22 protein-coding genes are annotated in these 19,808 nt (G+C 65.9%); 6 read left to right on the top strand and 16 right to left on the bottom strand.

Translation table 11 applies throughout. From position 1 onward, the window contains the following. The first annotated feature begins 154 nt into the window (after positions 1-154). The gene (locus DZC52_RS08595; RefSeq protein WP_116650735.1) at positions 155-307 is read left to right on the top strand and encodes a rubredoxin; all 153 of its coding nucleotides are present in this window, start codon (positions 155-157) and stop codon (positions 305-307) included. A gap of 13 nt (positions 308-320) precedes the next feature. Here DZC52_RS08595 and DZC52_RS08590 read toward each other — a convergent pair whose 3' ends face one another. The 7 genes from DZC52_RS08590 to DZC52_RS08560 form a co-directional block, all read right to left on the bottom strand. Next, positions 321-533: a type II toxin-antitoxin system HicB family antitoxin gene (locus DZC52_RS08590; RefSeq protein ID WP_116650728.1), complete on the bottom strand. Its 213-nt coding sequence runs from the start codon at positions 531-533 to the stop codon at positions 321-323. Next, a complete protein-coding gene (locus DZC52_RS08585) occupies positions 523-783 on the bottom strand; it encodes a type II toxin-antitoxin system HicA family toxin (RefSeq protein WP_116650727.1) in 261 nt (86 codons plus the stop codon). Before DZC52_RS08585 ends, DZC52_RS08590 begins: the two co-directional genes overlap by 11 nt. A 41-nt stretch (positions 784-824) precedes the next feature. Further along, positions 825-1,577 carry a metallophosphoesterase gene (locus DZC52_RS08580; RefSeq protein ID WP_116650726.1) on the bottom strand — a complete coding sequence of 251 codons (753 nt, stop codon included), beginning with the start codon at positions 1,575-1,577 and terminating at the stop codon, positions 825-827. Between the two features lie 63 nt (positions 1,578-1,640). After that, positions 1,641-1,874: a DUF6116 family protein gene (locus tag DZC52_RS08575; protein WP_116650725.1), complete on the bottom strand. Its 234-nt coding sequence runs from the start codon at positions 1,872-1,874 to the stop codon at positions 1,641-1,643. 11 nt (positions 1,875-1,885) lie between these two features. After that, positions 1,886-2,350: a DUF192 domain-containing protein gene (locus tag DZC52_RS08570; RefSeq protein ID WP_220338315.1), complete on the bottom strand. Its 465-nt coding sequence runs from the start codon at positions 2,348-2,350 to the stop codon at positions 1,886-1,888. Between the two features lie 199 nt (positions 2,351-2,549). Continuing rightward, a complete protein-coding gene (locus DZC52_RS08565) occupies positions 2,550-4,964 on the bottom strand; it encodes a S9 family peptidase (RefSeq protein ID WP_116650724.1) in 2,415 nt (804 codons plus the stop codon). A gap of 397 nt (positions 4,965-5,361) precedes the next feature. Next, positions 5,362-7,356 (bottom strand): ATP-dependent helicase, encoded by a 1,995-nt coding sequence (locus tag DZC52_RS08560; protein ID WP_116650723.1) that lies wholly within the window; start codon positions 7,354-7,356, stop codon positions 5,362-5,364. Between the two features lie 252 nt (positions 7,357-7,608). On the opposite strand from DZC52_RS08560, the gene DZC52_RS08555 reads away from it, so the two are divergent. Both DZC52_RS08555 and DZC52_RS08550 read left to right on the top strand, forming a co-directional pair. Then, positions 7,609-8,130, top strand: coding sequence for a hypothetical protein (locus DZC52_RS08555; protein WP_147307642.1), 522 nt, complete (start codon positions 7,609-7,611; stop codon positions 8,128-8,130). A 10-nt stretch (positions 8,131-8,140) separates the two neighbouring features. Continuing rightward, on the top strand, positions 8,141-8,782 hold the full coding sequence (locus DZC52_RS08550; RefSeq protein WP_116650721.1) for a thymidine kinase: 642 nt from the start codon (positions 8,141-8,143) through the stop codon (positions 8,780-8,782). A 13-nt stretch (positions 8,783-8,795) separates the two neighbouring features. Here the strand turns inward: DZC52_RS08550 and DZC52_RS08545 are convergent, their stop codons facing one another. Beyond that, a complete protein-coding gene (locus tag DZC52_RS08545; RefSeq protein ID WP_116650720.1) occupies positions 8,796-9,494 on the bottom strand; it encodes a DUF2306 domain-containing protein in 699 nt (232 codons plus the stop codon). 147 nt (positions 9,495-9,641) lie between these two features. On the opposite strand from DZC52_RS08545, the gene DZC52_RS08540 reads away from it, so the two are divergent. Both DZC52_RS08540 and DZC52_RS08535 read left to right on the top strand, forming a co-directional pair. Then, positions 9,642-10,787 carry a sensor histidine kinase gene (locus DZC52_RS08540; RefSeq protein WP_181918855.1) on the top strand — a complete coding sequence of 382 codons (1,146 nt, stop codon included), beginning with the start codon at positions 9,642-9,644 and terminating at the stop codon, positions 10,785-10,787. Beyond that, positions 10,787-11,419, top strand: coding sequence for a response regulator (locus DZC52_RS08535; protein ID WP_220338314.1), 633 nt, complete (start codon positions 10,787-10,789; stop codon positions 11,417-11,419). Before DZC52_RS08540 ends, DZC52_RS08535 begins: the two co-directional genes overlap by 1 nt. 60 nt (positions 11,420-11,479) lie before the next feature. Here the strand turns inward: DZC52_RS08535 and DZC52_RS08530 are convergent, their stop codons facing one another. Beyond that, complete coding sequence (locus tag DZC52_RS08530; protein ID WP_116650717.1) at positions 11,480-12,421, bottom strand: LysR family transcriptional regulator; 942 nt, start codon at positions 12,419-12,421, stop codon at positions 11,480-11,482. Positions 12,422-12,523: 102 nt separating this feature from the next. On the opposite strand from DZC52_RS08530, the gene DZC52_RS08525 reads away from it, so the two are divergent. Beyond that, positions 12,524-13,543 carry a DMT family transporter gene (locus tag DZC52_RS08525; RefSeq protein ID WP_181918854.1) on the top strand — a complete coding sequence of 340 codons (1,020 nt, stop codon included), beginning with the start codon at positions 12,524-12,526 and terminating at the stop codon, positions 13,541-13,543. On the opposite strand, the gene DZC52_RS08520 is transcribed toward DZC52_RS08525, so the two are convergent. The 7 genes from DZC52_RS08520 to rpmH form a co-directional block, all read right to left on the bottom strand. Next, positions 13,461-14,447 carry a glutathione S-transferase family protein gene (locus DZC52_RS08520; RefSeq protein ID WP_116650715.1) on the bottom strand — a complete coding sequence of 329 codons (987 nt, stop codon included), beginning with the start codon at positions 14,445-14,447 and terminating at the stop codon, positions 13,461-13,463. The two genes, DZC52_RS08525 and DZC52_RS08520, sit on opposite strands and share 83 nt — an antisense overlap. Before the next feature lie 74 nt (positions 14,448-14,521). Then, positions 14,522-15,400, bottom strand: a complete 879-nt coding sequence (locus tag DZC52_RS08515; protein ID WP_116650714.1) for a fructosamine kinase family protein — start codon at positions 15,398-15,400, stop codon at positions 14,522-14,524. A 19-nt stretch (positions 15,401-15,419) separates the two neighbouring features. Next, the gene (locus DZC52_RS08510; protein ID WP_116650713.1) at positions 15,420-15,848 is read right to left on the bottom strand and encodes a CBS domain-containing protein; all 429 of its coding nucleotides are present in this window, start codon (positions 15,846-15,848) and stop codon (positions 15,420-15,422) included. Positions 15,849-15,924: 76 nt separating this feature from the next. Further along, entirely contained in the window at positions 15,925-17,253 is a 1,329-nt protein-coding gene (gene mnmE, locus DZC52_RS08505; RefSeq protein ID WP_116650712.1) for a tRNA uridine-5-carboxymethylaminomethyl(34) synthesis GTPase MnmE, read from the bottom strand. Positions 17,254-17,508: 255 nt separating this feature from the next. After that, the gene (gene yidC, locus DZC52_RS08500; RefSeq protein WP_116650711.1) at positions 17,509-19,254 is read right to left on the bottom strand and encodes a membrane protein insertase YidC; all 1,746 of its coding nucleotides are present in this window, start codon (positions 19,252-19,254) and stop codon (positions 17,509-17,511) included. Continuing rightward, a complete protein-coding gene (rnpA, locus tag DZC52_RS08495) occupies positions 19,251-19,598 on the bottom strand; it encodes a ribonuclease P protein component (RefSeq protein ID WP_116650710.1) in 348 nt (115 codons plus the stop codon). Before rnpA ends, yidC begins: the two co-directional genes overlap by 4 nt. Before the next feature lie 12 nt (positions 19,599-19,610). Next, positions 19,611-19,757, bottom strand: a complete 147-nt coding sequence (gene rpmH / locus DZC52_RS08490) for a 50S ribosomal protein L34 (protein ID WP_116650709.1) — start codon at positions 19,755-19,757, stop codon at positions 19,611-19,613. Positions 19,758-19,808: the final 51 nt, after the last annotated feature.

The following is a 19,808-nucleotide window of genomic DNA, read 5'->3' as shown; positions in this document are numbered from 1 at the left end:
GGTACGGAAATTCGGGCGAACAGTTTAAGGCATCGCGCCCCCGGCTCCGGCGGGCGTCTTCGCTCCCGCCGGCGGGCCGATCATTTAGAATGCGGGGCTGTTGTCCACACACGGATTTTAACGCGTGAGCGAAGAGCAACCCTTCAAGACCTGGATGTGCATCGTCTGCGGCTTCATCTACGACGAGGAAAAAGGCTGGCCCGACGACGGCATCCCGCCCGGCACCCGCTGGGAAGACGTGCCCGAGGACTGGCTCTGCCCCGACTGCGGGGCGGGGAAGGAAGACTTCGAAATGGTCGAGATCTGAGGCGAAAGCACCCTCAGGCGTACATCAGCTTGCCACGCGGCTCCGGAATTGGACGGCCGAGCGAGCGAGCAGTCTCGATCCACTCCTCGATGACGACCTGGGCATTGGCGACTGCCTGCTCGTAGGACTCGCCATCCGCCATGCAACCTGGAAGCTCAGGAACTTCCACGACAAAAGCTTCGTCATCGTGGCTCCAGTAGATGATGAGTTCGTACCTAATCGACATCGAGGTTCCTAAGTGGGGAGTGGGTCAGCACACGTCGAATTTGCTTGACTTGATACGGTTTGGCTTTGCCGCCTTTGGGTTGCAGGTTGAGGATATCAGGGATGCCGTCGTGGGAAAATATATGGTGACTTCCCTTGATTCGCTCTGAAAAACCCATCCTTTTCAGAAACCTGCAGAGTTCATCGAAGTTAACGTTGGCATCTGAGGCTCCGGACAGAATTTTTTCCCGGAGCTTGGCGTATTTGCCCATAAACCGGCACCAGGGATTGCCTGAAACTTAGGCTGACTTTATCAGCATACGAGAAGCCCCGTTTCCCAACGACCATTCGGCCAGAGCCGGAACCAGCGCGCCGAGGGGCCCTGCTCGCTCGGCGTGAAGCGCGGCGCTTCGCGCACGCCGTTGGCCGCCGTCGAGGGCGCGGACAGGCAGGCGATGCCGTCGTGCTCCCCCTCGAACACCTGGTGGACGTGGCCGAAGGCCACCGCCTTGACCGGCTTGCCGGCGAGGCGATCCCACAGGCGGTGCGGCTCGACCAGCGGGTACTTGTCGATCCAGGGCGAGCCCACCAGCAGCGGCTGGTGATGCACGAAGACCAGCGCGGGGGCGCTGCCGTCGAGGCGGTCGATCGGCGCCAGGCGCTCGTCGTTCATTTCCCCGTCGGGGCGGTCGGACCAGGCCGAATCCAGCAACATCACCTGCCAGCCGCCGGCCTCGACGACGGGTCCGGCCTCGAAGCCCAGCTCGTCGAAGACTCCGGCCATCACCTCGCGCTCGTCGTGGTTACCGGGGATCCAGGCAATCTGCGGCGCCAGGTCGCGCACGAAGCCACCCATCCGCCAGTACGAGGCCGGCGAGGCGTCCTCGGACACGTCGCCGGAGAGCACGATCAGGTCGGGCTTCAATTCCTGGATGGCGGGACGAAGCGTAGCCAGGTTGGCATCCGCCGGCTGCCCGCGATAGCGCGCCTGCGGGTCTTCCGAGAGGTGGCTGTCGGAGAGCTGCAGCAAGGTGACGGGCTTTGAAGCGGCGGCAGGTAAATTCATTTACACCAAAGAACCAAAACACCAAAAAACGAAAAAACCGAATGAGCGGGCAGTGAGCCCAGCCTACTCCCCGGACTCGGCCGACTCCTTATCGCCTTTGTCTCCCTTCCGCCGCTCGCGGAAGGCGCCGACGATGACGGTTGCCACCAGCATGATCAGCTCGTCGATCAGCGGGATGGCGTCGGGAATGACCAGGTTGGCGCCGAACAGGGCGGCCAGGATCAGGAACAGGGTCGGGAAACGCCGGCGCTCGAGAAAGCGCTGGATGGGGCCGAAGAGTTTCCGGAAGATCCACATGTCGCTGCTCCTCAGGAATCGTTTTCGAGTGCGGCGATATTGCCCACCTCGATGCGGTCGCCCGGCTCGATGCCGTATTTCGCCGCCAGGCCGCCGTTGATTTCCAGGACATACTGCGCCGGACCCTCGCTGGGATAGCTCGGGCAGCGCCGGTTGCGCGACCGGCACGGCGGCGTGTCGGCGCTGATGCTGACCACCTCGAAATCGCGGTCGATGTAAATGATGTCGAGCGCGATGCGCGTGTTCTTCATCCAGAACGAGCGCGGGCGCTGGTCGGGAAAGATGAACAGCATGCCGTGATCGTCGGCCATCTCGTCGCGGAACATCAAGCCCTGCGCCCGCGTGGCGTCGTCGTCGGCAATCTCCACGCTGAAGCGCTGCCCCTCGACTTCCACCCAGGGCCCGCCGGCATCGCAACCGGAAACCGCCAGCATCGCCATAACGGCCACCATCGGCTTGAGCATCATTTGCTTCATGGGATGCATCTTAGCGTTTTCTACTTTTGGGGGCATTAGCCCTTGATCTCTCGCAACGGCGCGGCGGCGCAGGGGTCGCAATGGAAGAACGGATAACGAGACTGAACTGAATTATTGTCTCAGCTCTCCAGAAGTTTCTTTCCTTCTCCTACTTTGCGTCCTTCGCGCCATTGCGCCGTTGCGAGAACCCGACGAGACCTCAATCAGCCCCACCGCCCAGATAGGTCTCCAGCCACGCCTGCTGTTCCCAGAGCATGTGCAGCAGCGACGCGCGGGCGCGGTAGCCGTGGGACTCGTGGGGCAGCATCACCAGGCGGGCCTGCGCGCCCAGGCCCTTGAGGGCGTCGAACATGCGCTCGGACTGCATCGGGTAGGTGCCGGAGTTGTTGTCTTCCATGCCGTGGATCATCAACATCGGCTCGTCGATCTTCTCGGCGTGGAAGAAGGGCGAGACCGTGGCGTAGACGTCCTGCGCCTCCCAGAAATCACGCTCCTCGCCCTGGAAACCGAAGGGCGTGAGCGAGCGGTTGTAGGCGCCCGACCGCGCGATGCCCGCGGCGAACAGGTCGCTGTGGGCGAGCAGGTTGGCGACCATGAAGGCGCCGTAGGAATGGCCTGCAATGGCGATGCGTTCCGGATCGGCCACGCCGCGTTCGACCAGCACGTCGACGGCCGCCTGCGCGCTGGCCACGAGCTGCGGCCGGAAGTTGTCGTTGGGCTGCGCCTCGCCGGTACCGACGATCGGCATCTTGGGGTCATCGAACACGGCGTAGCCCAGCGCCAGGTAGGGCAGCGGGCCCCAGAAGCTGACCTGGTTGAACTCGTAGGGCGACTCGCGCACCTGCCCGGCCACCGACGAATCCTTGTACTCCAGCGGATAGGCCCACATCAGCACGGGCAGCGGGCCGTCGCCTTCCTCGTAGCCCGGCGGCAGGTAGAGCGTGCCGCTCAGGTCCACGCCGTCGTCGCGCTTGTACTGGACGAGCTCCTTGGAAATGCCCGTCATCTGCGGGTGCGGATGCGGAAACTCGCTGACCTGGGTGAGCGTGTCTTCGGCGCGGTTGCGCACGAAGAAGTTGGGCTGCTCGTCGCGCGCCTCGCGCAGGGTCAGCAGCTCCTCGCCGGTGGCATCGAGCACCTCGACGACGCGCTCGTAATATGGCGCTTCGGAATGCCACAGGCGCTCGGTTTCACCCGTCGCGAAGTCGTGGCGGTCGAGGAAGGGAATGTTGCCCTCCGGCGAGGCGCCGTCGCCTCTCAGCAGCACCTTGCTGCCGTCGAAGACGTGGATCACCCGGGTGCCGTACTCGCCGCGCGTGGTCACCGGGGTGCCCGGGTCGTTGTAGACGTCATTGTAGGAGCGCTCGTTGAACAGCACGGGCGCGACTTCGGGGTTGCCCGGCTCGAAGCGCCAGACACGAATCATGCGGTCGGCGAAACGCCAGTCGATGAACACCGCCAGCTCGTCGGTGCCCCATTCCAGGCCGGCGAAACGCCGCTCGGTCTCGATCAGGGTTTCGGGTTCGCCCTCGAAGGGCGCGGCCCAGGCGGAGACGCGGTCGTGGATCTCGACGTCCGCGCTCATGTCGCCGCCGTCCTGGGCCTCGGCCCAGACCAGCGTGGCGGGGGCGTCGGCGCGCCACTGGATGCTGCGCCGGCCGGTGCGCACCGAATCGAAGCCCTTGGGAATGTTCTCGGCCAGGGGCAGCTCGGCGATGGTCCGGACCGCGTTGCCCTCGGCGTCGAGCACCACCGAGGTCAGCGGAAAGCGCGAGTACGGCACCGAATAGGAGAACGGCTTTTCGATGGTCTCGAGCAGAATGTAGTTCGTGTCCGGCGAAGGATCGAAGCCGGCGACCAGGCCGGGCTTGGCCAGTTCGCTCAGGCCGCCGTCGAGTCCGACGCGGGCCAGCCGGCCGGTGGCCAGGAACTCGAAGCGCTCGGCATCGGCCGGGGTTTCCAGCAGGTCCTGGTAGGTGCGCACCGGCGCCTTGTTGTCGGGATCGGTTTCCTGGATGACCGGGGCCAGCGCCGCGATGCCCGGCTGCGGCAAGGGCTGGCCGTGATTGACCGCCAGGTTGACCAGCAGGCCGCTGCCGTCGGGCAGCCACTGGTAGGGCCGCGAGGTCAGCACGCCGTTGAGCGGCCGGTCGGAGAGCTGGCGCACGGAGTCGTCGGCCACGTCGTAGACCCACAGGGTCAGCTTGCCCTCGTGGTCCAGCGTGAAGGCCAGGTGCTCGGAGTCCGAAGACCACGACGGCGAATCGATGCGACCGTCGGCGGGCAGGCCGTCGATGGCGATCACCTCGCCGGTCTGCAGATCGTGCAGCGCCGCCGAATGGTAGGTGCTCGCGCGCGAACGCGAGAAGGTCAGCGGGTCGATGCGGATGCCGGCAAGCTTGAGCTCGTCGCGCGAGATCTCTTCGAGCGATTTCACCCACTTGCGCTCGAAGGCGGCCAGCCAGCGCTTGTCGGGCGAGACCGACGAGGCCGGCTGCAGCGGCGCATCCACCAGCGCCGTCAGCGCCGGGTCGGGTTCACGGTAGTTGTCGTTCGCCGCGGCCGGGGCGACCAGGCCGAAGACGATCAGGAAAGCAGCCAGTACGCGTTGCATGCACCACACCTCACCATTGGAAACGGCACCCAGTATAGCCACGGCCCCCGGGGGGCTTTCACGTGCCGAAAGTCAGGGGGCTTTGCTCCAGCTGGGCGGGTGTCGGCTCTTAGGTTCTCGCAAAGGCGCTAAGGCGCCAGGGTCGCCAGGGAGACAGAGAAAGAACTGGAAGAACCAACGACGAAAGACTGAATCCTTGGCGTTTCGACTGGTATGGGAGCGTCTTCCGAGCCGCGATATCTGGCCTGTCTGGAGCATCCCGGTGTGGAGACCATGCCCACAGGGAACCAGGCCCTCGAGCCATCGTTCAGAGTCGTTTTCTTCTTTATTGCCTTTGCGACCCTGGCGCCCTAGCGCCTTTGCGAGAGCCCGACGACCCTTCAGTCGCCCCCCGGACCTACCCCTCGAGCATGGCTTTCAGTGCAGCAATATTGTCCATGGCATCTTCGGCCGAGGCTTCTTCGCTGCCGTGGCGGGCCGGCCAGGAGATGGCGTCTTCGGGCAGTTCGTCCAGGAAGCGGCTCGGAGTGGTCTCGACCTGTTCGCCGCCGCGGCGGCGTCGGCGGGCGTAGGAGATCTGGAGTTTGCGCTCGGCGCGGGTGATGCCCACGTACATCAGGCGGCGTTCTTCCTCGATGGTGTCTTCGTCGACCGATCGGGTGTGCGGCATCAGGCCTTCCTCGCAGCCGGCCAGCCACACGCGCGAGAATTCCAGGCCCTTGGCCGCGTGCAGGGTCATCAGGCGGACCATGTCGGCGCCGTCGTTGCGGTCGTCGTCGGGTCCGGCGGCCAGCGAGACGCGGGCGATGAGTTCGTCGGCCGAGTTGGTGGCTTCGCTGAGGCGCTCGACCCAACCGGTCAGGTCCTTGATCGAGCGCCGGCGCCGGTCGGCCTTCTTGGGATCGTCGTCGGTCTCGATCAGCCACTCGAGGTAGCCGATGTGCTCGATCATCTCGGCATAGGCCTCGCCGATGTCGCCGCGCTCGGCCCGGTCGTTGAAATCGATCAGCATATTGGTAAACGAGCGAAAGCCCCGCTGCGCCTGGGTCGGCAGCTCGGCCTGGAACATCGGGTCGACGGCCGCCTCGAACAGGCTCTTGTGCGTGGCATCCGCGTAGGTCGCCAGGCGCGACATCGCGCCCGAGCCCAGGCCGCGCCGGGGCGCGTTGGCCACGCGCATGAAGGCGGGGTTGTCCTCCGGGTTGACCAGCAGGCGCAGGTAGGCCAGGCAGTCGCGCACCTCGCGCGCGTCGAACCAGCTCGGACCGCCGGAGACCACGTAGGGCACACCGTACTCGCGCAGTTGTTGTTCGATCGCGCGGGCCTGGAAGTTGGAGCGGTAGAGCACCGCGCAGTCGCCGAAGCGGGCGTGCCCGCCGTGGACTTCGGTGACCACCGCGCGCGCGATGGACTCGGCCTCGTCGGCCTCGTCGGCGTATTCCACGACCGCGATCTTCTCGCCCGGGCCGTGCTCGCTCCACAGCTGCTTCTCGAATTCGTGCGGGTTGCAGGAAATCACCGAGTTGGCCGCGGTCAGGATGTAGCCGGTCGAGCGGTAGTTCTGCTCGAGCTTGACCACTTCGAGATTCGGCCAGTCGGACTTCAGGCTGACCAGGTTTTCCGGGCGCGCGCCGCGCCAGCCGTAGATCGACTGGTCGTCGTCGCCCACCGCCGTGAACGCACCGGTGTCGGCGGCGAGTTTCCCCAGCAGGCGGTACTGTGCCTCGGAGGTGTCCTGGTATTCGTCGACCAGCAGGTACTTGAGCTTGTGGCGCCAGCGCGTGCGCAGCACCGGGTCTTCGAGCATTTTCGCGGGGATCGTGATGAGGTCGTCGAAGTCCACGGCATTCAGGGCGGCCAGGCGCTCCTCGTAGCCGGCGTAGATCTCCGCCGCCCGCGCGGCGTTCTCGCTCTTTGCCGCCGCATGCGCCTGCTCGACGTTGAGCCCGGCGTCCTTGTAGCGGCCGATGCCGGACTGGACGGCGTAGACCATGTCCTTCGGCGCCCCGGCCGGCAGCATCTCGCGGATCAGGTCGCCGGAGGTGTGCTGGTCGAGGATGCTCAGGCCCTTGCGCCGGCCGGCGGCCTCGGGCTCCGAGCGCAGGATCTGCCAGCCCAGGGAGTGGAAGGTCGAGATGGTCAGGCCCTCGATCTTCTTGCGCCCCAGGCGCTTGCCGATACGCGACTTCATCTCGCGCGCGGCCTTGTTGGTGAAGGTAATCGCCGCGATCTCGCGCGCCCCGTAGTGGCCCTGGTCGATCAACCAGGCGATCTTCTCGGTAATCACACGCGTCTTGCCCGAACCCGCCCCGGCCAGGACCAGCAGCGGCGTGTCGATATGGGTCACCGCAGCGTGCTGGGCCGGGTTGAGTTTGATCGCGGACTTCGACATGGGCGCGGCATTGTAGCGGAAAGACGATTCTACCCGGCGGGGATATTTCTGGGTTTCAGGTGTCAGGTGTCAGGTGTCAGGTTTCAGGAAAAGGCTAAGGGGTTCGCGCTGATTGGTCGCCTCCCGTTTTCTCACAAGGGCCCGGCAGGCACGGCGCGGGGATTTTCGGCAACGCGCCCTCGGCTTCGCCAAACGCCCCTGAACCCTGAAACCTGAAACCTGAACACTTTCTTTAAAAGATATACTCGGACCATGCGATCGCTCCCGTCCCTGACTGTCCTATTGGCCGCCCTGCTCGCCGCCGCGCCGGCGCTCGGCGCCGAGGTCACGCGCGTCGAGCTGCACCAGCGCGAGGACGTGGTGCTGCAGCACCAGCGCTTCGTCGGCAACCTGCGCGCGCAGGCCCAGCGCGAGGGCATCATCGTGCGGGTGCCGCAGCTCTACGTGTACTTCACCGACCAGAGCGCGGCCTGGCACCTGCACGGCTTTCGACGCGGATTCGAGCGGGAACTCGGGCTCACCTACGAGCACGGCCGGCGCGAGCGTTCGATGGTTCGCATCGACCGGCTGCTCGAGCGAACGGTCACCCCGACAGGCGAAACCTACACCGCCGAGGACCTGCCCGAGGCCGACATCTACCTGCTGCTCTACCGCGAGGCCGGCTGCGACGAGTGTCGTCTGGTCGAATCGACGGTGAGCAACTGGCTGGTCGGGCAGGACGGGCTGGAAGCGATCTGGTTCGACGTGTGGATCGATCGGCACGAAGCCGACTGAATCGCCCGGCATGGCCAAGCTCTACTTCTATTACTCGACGATGAACGCCGGCAAGACCACGGTGTTGCTGCAGTCGGCCTGGAACTACCTCGAGCGCGGCATGCGGCCGCTGCTGATCAGCCCGGGCATCGACGACCGTGCCGGAAAGGGTGTGATCCGCTCGCGCGTGGGCATCGAGCAACCGGCGCTGGCGGTCGACGCCGGCGACGATTTGTTCGAGCTGGTCTCGGGCGAGCTCGAGTCCGGCAACATCCACTGCGTGCTCACCGACGAGTCGCAGTTCTTCACCCGCGAGCAGGTCTACCAGCTCAGCGAAGTGGTCGACCGGCTGAAGATCCCCGTGCTGGCCTTCGGCCTGCGCACCGACTTCCAGGGCGAGCTGTTCGAGGGCAGCCGCTACCTGCTGGCCTGGGCCGACGAGCTCAAGGAACTCAAGACCATCTGCCACACCGGCTCGAAGGCGACCATGGTGGTGCGCGTCGACGAAAACGGCTACGCGGTAACCGACGGCGCGCAGGTGGAGATCGGCGGCAACGATCGCTACGTCCCGGTCAGCCGCCGCGAGTTCAAGCTGGTGTTCTACGGCGGCAAGAAGGTGCGTGACTTCGAGGACGTGCAGATCGAGAACCAGCCCGACCTGCTCGGCGACTAGTGGGCCGCCGGTCTCAGGTCGCCGGCCGAGGCGGCGTGGCGCGCGGCCGGATGTAGCGCCGGTCCAGCCAGAAGCCGGCGCCGATGCCCACCGCCAGCGGACCGAACCAGGCCAGGTGCTGGATCACCGTCGATCCCAGCTCCGGGAACAGCCGCATCAGCCCGATCTGCATGAAGGCGATATGCGTGGCCACACCGTTGCCGATCATCGCGCCGTAGTGCTCCTTCAGCCACCACTTCGGCCCCGACGGCCCCTTGCGGATGAGTGCGCGGGCATCCAGTCCGCCGAGCGGGCCCAGCAGGCCGAAGATGATCAGCAACCAGGCGTTGTGGACGACGCCCAGCACCACGACCGCCGTGCCGGTGGCCGCCAGGACGGCTGCGCTGATCCGGAAGCCGATGCCGGTATAGCGCGCGAAGTCGCGTTTGTATCGGACGGCCAGCCAGGCCATGCGACAGGCGTGGCTGACCAGCACGATCAGGTAGCCGAGGAAGGCGGCGCCCACCCACTGCCCCTGCAGGGTGAAGGCGAGCGTCAGCGGCACGGCCGTGAGCACGACGCCGATCATGGCCAGGAGATAAATCCTGCCCACCGCCTTGTGCAGGGGAGAACCCTTCTTCGCCATGGCGGCGGTCCAGAAGGTGGCCAGCGCGACCGTGCCGATCAGCGCGTGCGGCAGGGCGAATCCCGAAAGGGCTTGTTCGATGGTCATGGCTCGTCTCCTCGTTGCAGCCTGCCCACAGGATTGCCCGCCGCCGGCATGCGTTGAGGTGCCGGAAGTCACCAATGCCGGGTGCCGAAAGTCATGACTTGCACCCCCGCGCTTGTCGTCGCCGGCCGGCCCCGCTATACAGGGGGCATGAACGCACGATGGAAGGAAGGTGCCCGCGAACTGCTGACCAATCCGCTGTCCTGGGCGTCCTACGCCGCCTGGGCAGCGGTCTGGCTGACGGTCACCGGCGTGTTCGGCTGGCGGGAGATGCGCTGGTGGGCCGACGGCCTGCTGCTGCTGTTCCTCGTCGCCTGGCTCGGTTGCATGCTCGACGAGGTTATCGGCCGGCGGGCGTTCGATGTCTTCCTGGCCGCGCTCACGGCGGTGACCGTCGCCGTGCTCTGGCTGGTGCCCGCCGGGGGCGCGACGCCCATCCTGCTGATCCTGCTGGCCACGCAGTTCGCGCATCGCTTCGCTGCACGCGAGTTGACCGTCGCCATGGTGGCGATCAATCTGGTCTTTGCCGGCATCATGGTCTTCGTCTGGGATGTCGGCCCGCGCGACGCCGGCTTTTCGCTGCTGGGCTTCATCGGATTCCAGATGTTTGCGGTGCTGGTGATGCGCTACGCGATCCGCGCGGAGGAAATGGCCGAGGATCTCAAGTCGGTCAACGCGCGCCTGCTGGCCACCCGCTCGCTGCTGGGCGAGACCGCGCGCGACCAGGAGCGGCTTCGCCTGTCACGCGAGCTGCACGACGTGGCCGGCCACAAGGTCACCGCACTCAAGCTCAACCTGCGCGGCCTGGCCCGGCGCCTGGATGACGAAGCCGCCGCCGAAGTCGGCAAGGCCACTGACCTGGCCGACGAACTGCTCCAGGACCTGCGCTCGGTCGTAAAGCACCTGCGCAAGACCGAAGGCATCGAACTGTCGGAGAGCCTGCGCGAACTGGCCCGGCCCTTCCCGCGGCCGAAGCTCGAGCTCGACCTGGACGAACAGGCGCGTGTGCCCCGCGCCGACCAGGCCGAGGCCCTGCTGCGCGTGGTCCAGGAAGCGCTGACCAACGCGGCCCGCCACGGCCCGGCCGAAAACCTGCGCGTGCGTCTTCGGCGTGAACCCGATCGCCTGGTGCTCACCGTCGAAGACGACGGCCGCGTAGGCGCCGAGATTCAACCCGGCAACGGCCTGACCGGCATGCGCGAACGCCTGGCCGAGCTGGACGGTTCGCTCGAGATCGGAAAGTCCGAAGAAGGCGGCCTGAAGCTCACCGCCGCCCTGCCCCTGGAGCTGCACTGATGACCACCCGCATCGCCCTGGCCGACGACCAGGCCCTGATCCGCGAAGGACTCAAATCCGTGATCAACGACCTGCCCGGCCTGGAAGTCGTGGTCGAGGCCGCCTCGGGCGAGCCCCTGCTCGAAGCGCTGGCGGACACCCGCGTCGACCTGGTCGTGTCCGACATCCGCATGCCCGGCGTCGACGGCATCGCGCTGTGCCGGCGCTTGAACGAAGACGCCGACGCGCCGCCCGTGCTGCTGCTGACCACCTTCGACGACAGCCAACTGATGCTCGCCGCCGTGGATGCCGGCGCGCAGGGCTTTGCCCTCAAGGACATCTCGCCGGAGGACCTCGGCGAGCTGATCGCCGCCATCGTGCGCGGGGAGGGCCGGCTACAGCCGGTCAGCACTTCGGGCGTGGCCGAGCGCTATCCCTACCGCGACGACTCCCCACCGGTCGATACCTTCTCCGAGCGCGAGATCGAGATTCTGCGCCTGATCGCCGGCGGCTACTCCAACAAGGAAATCGCCTGCTCCGTCCACCTGGCCGAAGGCACGGTCAAGAACTACGTCTCCGACATCCTCGACAAGCTCAACACCCGCGACCGAACCCGGGCGGTGCTGAAGGCGATCACATTGCGAATCATCTGAGTTCAGCCGGGATTTCGAATCTGTTTCGGATTTGGTGCTTCGAATTTCGGATTTGCCCTGTCACACCTTCCACCCCGATGCTTCGGCCTGCTTCACCAACCACTGCGAGAGATGCCGAATGCCCGGTTCGTTCCTTCGGGCGGTCTTGCAGGCGAAATGGAATTCATCGCCGGTCTGCAGTTCGTGGGTGGGCAGCTTGATCAGGTCGGGATCGCTGGCGGTATCGAGCATGTAGTCGTTGGACAAGGCAATGCCCTGGTGATGGCGCGCGGCCTCGTGGGCCAGGAGCATGTGCGAGAAGTGTTGCACGTGGGCGTCGGCGGGGAGCTTCGCCTCGCCGGCGGCGAACCAGCGCCGCCAGTCCTCGCCCGGGCGTTCGAACACGCTGGCCGCCGACAGCAGGGTGAAGCGGGTCAGCCATTCCGGGCGGATGGTCACGCCGCTGCCGCGCTTTCTCAGACCGGCTTCGTCGAGTTCGTCGCGGACGCGGTTCCAGTACTGCCGGGAGCAAACGGCGAACAAGCGCTCGACGTAGAGGCGTTCCGAACTGTAACCGCGCTGGCGGTAGCGGAAGGTAATGAAGCAATCGGCCAGTCGCTCGGACATCAGCGGCATGTCGGCGAGCATCTCCAGGTCCAGGTCGAGCTCGGGGTGCTGTCGCTGCAGGTGCGGCAGGCGGGGGATGAGCCAGCTGACCGCGAACGAGCTGGGCACGGCCAGGCGGATGCGCGAATCGGTCACGCCGCGCAACTGCTCGCTGGCGCGCTCGATCTGGGCCAGGGCCGGCGCGATCGCCTCGAGGTAGCGTTCGCCCTGCTCGGTCAGGGCCACGCGGCGACCGCCGCGTTCGAACAGCGACTCCCCGAGATCGTCCTCGAGCTGACGAATCTGGTGCGAGACGGCCGACTGCGTGACGTGGAGCTCCTCGGCGGCCGCCGAGAAGCTGAGCGTCCGGGCGACGGCTTCGAATACGGGAAGGGCCTTGAGCGGCGGCAGGCGCATTATCTGTTTTTCTCATGGGTGATGAGTATTCATCATTTTACATAATGCATAGCCGCGCCCAGAATGACGGCATCGAATCCACCGTACCGGGAACCGAAAGCCATGTCCGGACGCACCGTCAACAGCGCGATCTTCCTGCTGGTCGTCGGCAACCTGCTGGCGATCTTCTCCGACGCGCTCATCAAGTGGGCCAGCGGCGACCTGGCCGTGTTCCAGTTCGTGGCCGTGCGCCTGGTCTTCACGCTGCTGCTGCTCGTGCCCTTCCTGTCGCTGGTCGACTGGAAGGATTTCTGGGGCGGATCGCGGGTCCACCTGGTCCGCGCCCATGTCGGCCTGGGCGGCATTCTGTGCATGGTCGTCGCACTCGGCGCCCTGCCCCTGGCCACCGCCAACGCCATCTTCTACGCCGCGCCGGTGCTGGTAATGGTCTTCGGCGTGCTGCTGTTCGGGGAGCGCCTGAACAAGTCCAGCCTTTTCGCCGTGCTCGGCGGCATGCTCGGCGTGATCATCATCCTGCGGCCCACGGAAATGAACCTGGCCGGCTTCACCGCCCTGGGCCTGGCCGTGGCGCTGGCGGTCAACGCCCTGCTGGTGCGCAAGCTGCCCAGGGAGCAGTCAGTCGTGCACAGCCTGCTGCTCAATTACCTGTTCGCCCTGCCGGCGGCGCTGGTGCTTGCCGTCATCGAGGGCGCGCCGATCGACTGGGGCTCGCTGGGCGCGGCTTTCGGTTCGGCGCTGTTCATCCTGGGCTACAACATGACGGTGATCCTGGCCTACCGCCATGTCGACGCCAACCAGGTCACCGCCTCGGAGTACACGGGCATCGTCTGGGCCTTCGTCATCGGCTGGCTGCTGTTCGCGGAGGTGCCGGACCTGTGGTTCTGGGTGGGCACCACCCTGATCGTGGTGCCGCTGCTGGTGCAGGCGCTGATGTCGGCGCGGCCCGCCGGGCGCCGCCGTCTGGCCACGCAGGTCGGCGGTTCGCGCCGCGCCACCGACCGGCTCTCGGCCGGCGGCGAGGCGATCGAGATCACCGCGGTCAGTCGGCCGGAAGGCGCTCGCGATCGTGCTTGCGATGAAAGTCCAGCGCCGGCCCCAGCGGCACGATGTAGTTCGGATTGATCGTGTCGTGGCTGCCGTAGTAGTGCAGCTTGATGGCGTGGAAGTCGACCGTCTCGGAAATGCCCGGCACCTGGTAGAGCTCGCGCAGGTAGTTCGAGAGGTTGTGATAGTCCTCGATGCGCCGGATGTTGCACTTGAAGTGACCGACATAGACCGCGTCGAAGCGCACCAGGGTGGTGAACAGGCGCCAATCGGCCTCGGTCAGGCGTGAGCCGCACAGGTAGCGGTTTTCGTCGAGGCGCGCCTCGAGTTCGTCGAGGGTCTCGAACAGGGGGATGACCGCTTCCTCGTAAGCATCCTGGGTGGTGGCGAAGCCCGTCTTGTAGACCCCGTTGTTGACGTTGGTGTAGACGGTTTCGTTGATCGCGTCGATGGCTTCGCGCAGTTCTTGCGGGTAGTAGTCGCCCTCGGCGGCGCCCACTTCGTCGAAGGCCGAGTTGAACATCCGGATGATGTCGGCCGATTCGTTGCTGACGATGGTGTTTTCCTTTTTGTCCCACAGCACAGGCACGGTCACCCGGCCGCTGTAGTCGCTCTTGGCTGCGGTATAGACCTGGTGCATGAACTCGGCATTGTGGATCGGATCGGGCGTGACCTTGTAGCCGTCCCGGAAGGTCCAGCCCTTCTCGCGCATCAGGGGATTGACCACCGAGATCGGGATCATCTGTTCGAGCCCCTTGAGCTTGCGAAAGATCAGCGCCCGGTTAGCCCAGGGGCAGGCATAGGCGACGTAGAGGTGGTAGCGGTCGGGCTCGGCCTTGAAACCGCCGCTGCCCTGCGGGCCGGGCGACCCGTCGGCCGTCACCCAGTTGCGAAAGGCGGCCTTGTCGCGCTCGAAACGTCCGCCGGTCGACTCCGTGTCGTACCACTGATCGTGCCATTCGCCGTCGACGAGAAGTCCCATTGCTCACTCCGAGAAAGTTTCCGATGTAACTAGTTTAACAAGCCGCGGCGTCGCGCCGCGTGGTCGCGACCGGTTCAGCCGCGCAGGATGCGCCGGCAGAGTTGCTCGGAGGCTTCGACATAGGCCCCGCCGAACATGTTGGCGTGGTTGAGCATGTGGTAGAGCTTGTAGAACAACCGCCGGGTCTCGAAGCCTTCCGGCAGCGGCCAGGCTTCCTGATAGGCGGAGTAGAAGGCGTCGTCGAATCCGCCGAACAGATGCGCCATCGCCAGGTCGCATTCGCGGTCGGCATAGTGGATCGAGGGGTCGAAGATCACCGGCGTGTCGTCGGACAGCGCCGCGGCGTTGCCCCGCCACAGATCGCCGTGGATCAGCGACGGCGACGGTTCGTGGCCCTCGGATGCTTCCTGCCAGGCAGCGGTGATTTCCTTCTTGAGGTGGTTCCAGCCCTGGTCGGGCAGCTTGCGGCGCAGGCGGTCGAACTGCGCCCCGAGCCGGTGCGCGGCGAAGAAAACGGTCCAGGCGTCCACCGGGGTGTTGGTCTGCGGGGTTCGGCCGATGTAGTTGCTTCGGTGCCAGCCGAATTCGTCGCCGGTATGGCGATGCAGGGCCGCCAGTTGCCGACCCAGGCGCTCGTCGGCATCGGCGCTGCGCTGGTCGAGGTCGAGGTATTCCAAGGCAAGCCAGGCGAATCCGTCGTGCATGCCGCGGCGGATGACCCTCGGCACGCGCAGCTCGCCGGCTTCGGCGAGGGCTTGCAGGCCGTCGGCCTCGGCCGAGAGCAGGCCGGCGCGATCGAGCGGCAGGGTCTTGAGGAACACCCGGGCATCGGCGGCCTGCAGGAGCGAAGCCTCGGCGATGTCGCCGCCGGGTACCTTGTCGACTTTCAGGCCGTGCTCGTCGAGCCCGAGCGTGCGGGCGACGGCGGCGGCCTGTTCGACATCGAGCGGCATGGATCCCCCTTTCGCGGGGTCAGCCGGTGACGTAACGTTCGAGCTGTTCGATCAGCTGCTGCTGGTCGCCGATGACGGCGTTGACCAGATCGCCGATGGAAACCACGCCGAGCAGCTGGCCGTTCTCGACGACGGGCAGGTGACGGATGCGCTTGCTCGTCATCAGGGCCAGGCCCTCTTCGGCCGCGGCCTGCGGGGAGATGGTGATCGCCGGGCTCGAACAGATGTCGCCGACTTCGGTATCGCGCGACGACCGGCCTTCGAGAATGACCTTTCGGGCGTAGTCGCGCTCGGAAATGATGCCGTGGAGTTCGCCCTCGTCCATCACGATCAGCGCGCCGACCCCCTTGGCGGCCATCAGGCGGATCGTGTCGTAGACCGTGTCCTTCGGACTGACCGACCAGATCTGGTCGCCCTTTTCGGCAAGAATCTGTCGAATCGTGTGCATGACCACCACCCTGTTTGGAATCCGCTAGACGTTTTCGAGTATAGGCTTGAGCGACCGAGCTCGGCAAACGCTTTCGCTACTTGCCGATGCAGAAGCTCGAGAAAATGCGGCCCAGCAATTCGTCGGAGGTCATGCGGCCCGTGATTTCGCCGAGCGCGTCGGCGGCCAGGCGCAATTCCTCGGCAAGCAGTTCACCCGACCCGCTGGCATCCAGTTCGGCCTGACCGCGACGGATGTGTTCTCCGGCCAGGGCGATGGCATCGACGTGACGCTGGCGCGCGGAATATTCGCCGCCTCCCGATTCGTTCAGGCCCAGCTCCTCGGTCACGACCTGTTCGAGCAGGTCCAGGCCGGCACCCGTAACGGCCGACACGCGCACATGTCGACCTTCGCGCGAAGGCGACTCGCCGCTCAGGTCGATCTTGTTGTCGATGCGAATCAACGGCACGGACTGCGGCAGCCCGGGTAGCGGATGGGCCTCGGGGTCGGTTGCGTCGACCACCCAGAAGATCAGGTCGGCGGCGTGCATTTCGCGTTCGGCACGACGAACGCCCTCGGACTCGACGCGGTCGGCGGTTTCCCGGATGCCGGCAGTGTCGGCAAGGGTGACCGGGAGGCCGGCAATGGTGATGGTCTCGCGCAGGACGTCGCGCGTGGTGCCGGGCACCTCGGTGACGATGGCCGCGTCGTGACGGCTGAGCGCATTGAGCAGGCTCGATTTGCCGGCGTTGGGTCGGCCGACGATGGCGATGCGAACGCCGCTGGTCAGCAGGCGTCCGGTGCCGGCGCGCTCGAGCAGGGCTTCCTGGCGTGCGCGCAGTCCGGCGACGCGTTCCGCCACCTGGCCGTCGGCCAGGAAGTCGATCTCCTCGTCGGGAAAATCGAGTGCGGCCTCCACCCAGACGCGCAGTGCCACGAGGGCTTCGGCCAGTCCGTCGACTTCCTTGGAGAACGCCCCCTCGAGGCTTCGATGCGCCGCACGCGCCGCGGTATCCGTGGCCGCGGCGATCAGGTCGGCGACGGCTTCTGCCTGTGCCAGGTCCATGCGATCGTTGAGAAAGGCGCGCTGGCTGAATTCCCCCGGCCCGGCCCGCCGCGCGCCGAAGTCGACGCAGGCGGCCAGGATCATCTCGAGCACCACCGGCGAGCCGTGGCCCTGGAGTTCGACCACGTCTTCGCCGGTGAACGAACGCGGGCCCGGGAAGACGATGACCAGGCCGGAATCGAGCGTGGCGCCTTCAGGGTCGCGGAAGGACCGCAGAGCCGCGGTTCTCGGCGACGGCAGCGGGCCGCAAAGCTTTTCTGCAATGGCAGTGCTGTCGGGCCCCGACAACCGGATCACGCCGACCCCGCCTCGGCCCGGCGGCGTGGCAATGGCAACGATGGTGTCGTGGGAGTGATTCATGGACGGGATTCTGCCATGCGGCGGCCGGGGGCGCCGCGCCGGTTTGCTGCTGCGTTCTTTGGTTCTTTTGTTCTTTCCGGATCGGTTACACCGCTCGCGAACTGGACCCGGGCGAAACAGATTTTGACTTGTCGAGACCCCCGTAGCGACCGGTGGCACCAATTGGACCTACGCCCCCAAGGCAAAACGCGCCGGAACGAAAGAACGAAAGAACGAATAAACGAACGAACGCGGCGGCGGCGAAGCCGCCGCCATTCACCGCCGCTTGCGTTCCTCTTCCTTGTCGAGCCGCCGCAGGATGTACCACTGCTGCGCCAGCGACACACCGGCGTTGGTGGCCCAGTAGAGGACCAGGCCGGCCGGGAACAGGGCGAACAGGAAGGCGAAGACCACCGGCAGGCCCTGCATGATCTTGCGCTGCATGGGATCCATGCCCGCGGCCGGCATCAGCCGCTGGGTGATGATCATGAACGCGCCGTTGAGGATCGGCAGGATGAAGTACGGATCCGGCTGGCTCAGGTCGGGCACCCACAGGAAGGACGCCTGGCGCAGTTCGACCGACTCGAGCAGGACCCAGTAGAGCGAGATGAAGATCGGGATCTGGACCAGGATCGGCAGACAGCCGCCGAGCGGATTGACCTTCTCCTTCTTGTAGATCTCCATCATGGCCTGACCGAACTTCTGCCGGTCGTCGCCGTAGCGCTCCTTGAGCTGCTGGATGCGCGGCTGCAGTTTTCTCAGCTTGCCCATCGAGCGGAACTGGGCTTCGGTGAGCTTGTAGAAGACCAGCTTGATGAGCAGGGTCAGCACCACGATCGACCAGCCCCAGTGCCCGATCAGGGTGTGGATATGGTCGAGCGCCCAGAACAGCGGGCGAGAAATGATGGTGAAGAAGCGATAGTCGACGGTCAGGCGCAGGCCCGGCGCGACTTCGTCGAGGCGGTTCTGCAGCTTGGGACCGGCGAACAGACGCGCAGTGAAGGTGTGACGCTCACCGGCGGGAACGCTGATTTGCGGCGAGGTGGCGGCCACCAGGTAGCGCGGCAGCTGGCCGTTGCCGACCTGGCGCGTGGTGTAGCGGTGGCGCTGTTCCTCGGGCGGAATCCAGGCCGCGAGGAAGTAGTGCTGGATCATCGCCGCCCAGCCGCCGCTGAAGGTCGCCTGGAAGGGCTTTTCGGCCATGTCGTCCCAGCCCAGTTTGGTCAGGGCGTCTTCGGGCGAATAGACGGCAGCGCCGTTGTAGCTGAATCGTTCCGGGTTGGTGAACGCCCAGCCGGCGTCGCTCAGGTCGGGGCGGGTCTTCTGCAGCTGCACGTAACGAGCGCCCTGCCAGGTTTCACCGCTTTGGTTGATGACCTCCATTTCGAGGTCGACGATGTAGTTGCCGCGATGAAAGATCCAGGTGGCGACGACTTGGAGGCCCGACTCGTGCTGCCAGGTCAGCGGCACTTCCAGGGTGTCCTGGCCCGGCTGCAGTTCGTAGGAATCGCGCTCGAACTGCCAGCTGGTGCGGTGATTCGGCGCAGGGCGGTCGGCGCTGACCAGGCCGGCCTGCGCGACGAACAGCTGGGGGAGATCCTGGACCAGGAGGACGAACGGTTCGTTCTGCTTGTCGACGCTGACGGGGTAGTCCTTGAGGCGCAGATCCACCAGGGTGCCGCCGTTGGCGTCGAGGTCGACATTGAGCACATCGGTATCGATGCTGATGCGGCGGCTGGCGCGCACTTCCGGTTCTGCGCTCGGGAGATCCGCCGACTCGGAACGCTCGTTGCCGGAGGCATCCGGGTCGTCGGCGAAATCGGGGACATCGGGCACGTCGCCCGGATCATCGCTGCTTCGGCCGGCACCGGCGGCCGAGCGATCGGTGCCGCTGGCGTCGACGGTCTGCTGTCCGGACTCGGCGGCGGGACGCGGCGGGGGCGCATAGTCCTTCTGCCACTCCAGATAGACCATGAAGCCCAGCAGGCCGATGAGAAGAAGAAGGAAACTGCGCGTATTCATGGATTGTCGCTAAACCGCTGCCAAAGTTGTTCGAGCTTTTCTCTCAGGACGCGACGGTCGGCATCGCGGGCAGCCGACCGGGCCACGACCACGTAGTCCATGGGTGCCAGGCGATCGCGCCGGAGACGAAAGGTCTCTCGAATCTGGCGCCGGATGCGGTTGCGATCGACCGCTCGCTTCGAAACGCGGCGCGAGACGGCCATGCCGAGACGCGCCTGGTCCGAGGGAATGTAGTGAACCCGAAAGAGTTCGTTGCCGCAGGAGCGGCGGGCGGAAAAGACCGCCTTGAACTGCGCGCCGCTGAGCAGGCGCGCGGTTCGCGGCAGGCGCTGCCGCCATGGCATTCGCCTAAGGACTTACCGGCCCGGGTTGGCGGCCAGGCGCTTGCGACCCTTGGCGCGACGGGCGTTGATGACTGCACGTCCCGATTTGGTGGCCATTCGCGCACGGAAACCGTGACGGCGAAGGCGCTTGATTCTGCTGGGTTGGAATGTCCGTTTCATGACCGAATCCGTAAACTGTTGACGATTGTTATGGCGATACAATGGGCGGCT

It is taken from the genome of Wenzhouxiangella sediminis (assembly GCF_003410055.1).
In the GTDB taxonomy this organism is placed as follows: Bacteria; Pseudomonadota; Gammaproteobacteria; order Xanthomonadales; family Wenzhouxiangellaceae; genus Wenzhouxiangella; species Wenzhouxiangella sediminis.
This window is presented reverse-complemented; position numbering and strand designations above follow the sequence as displayed.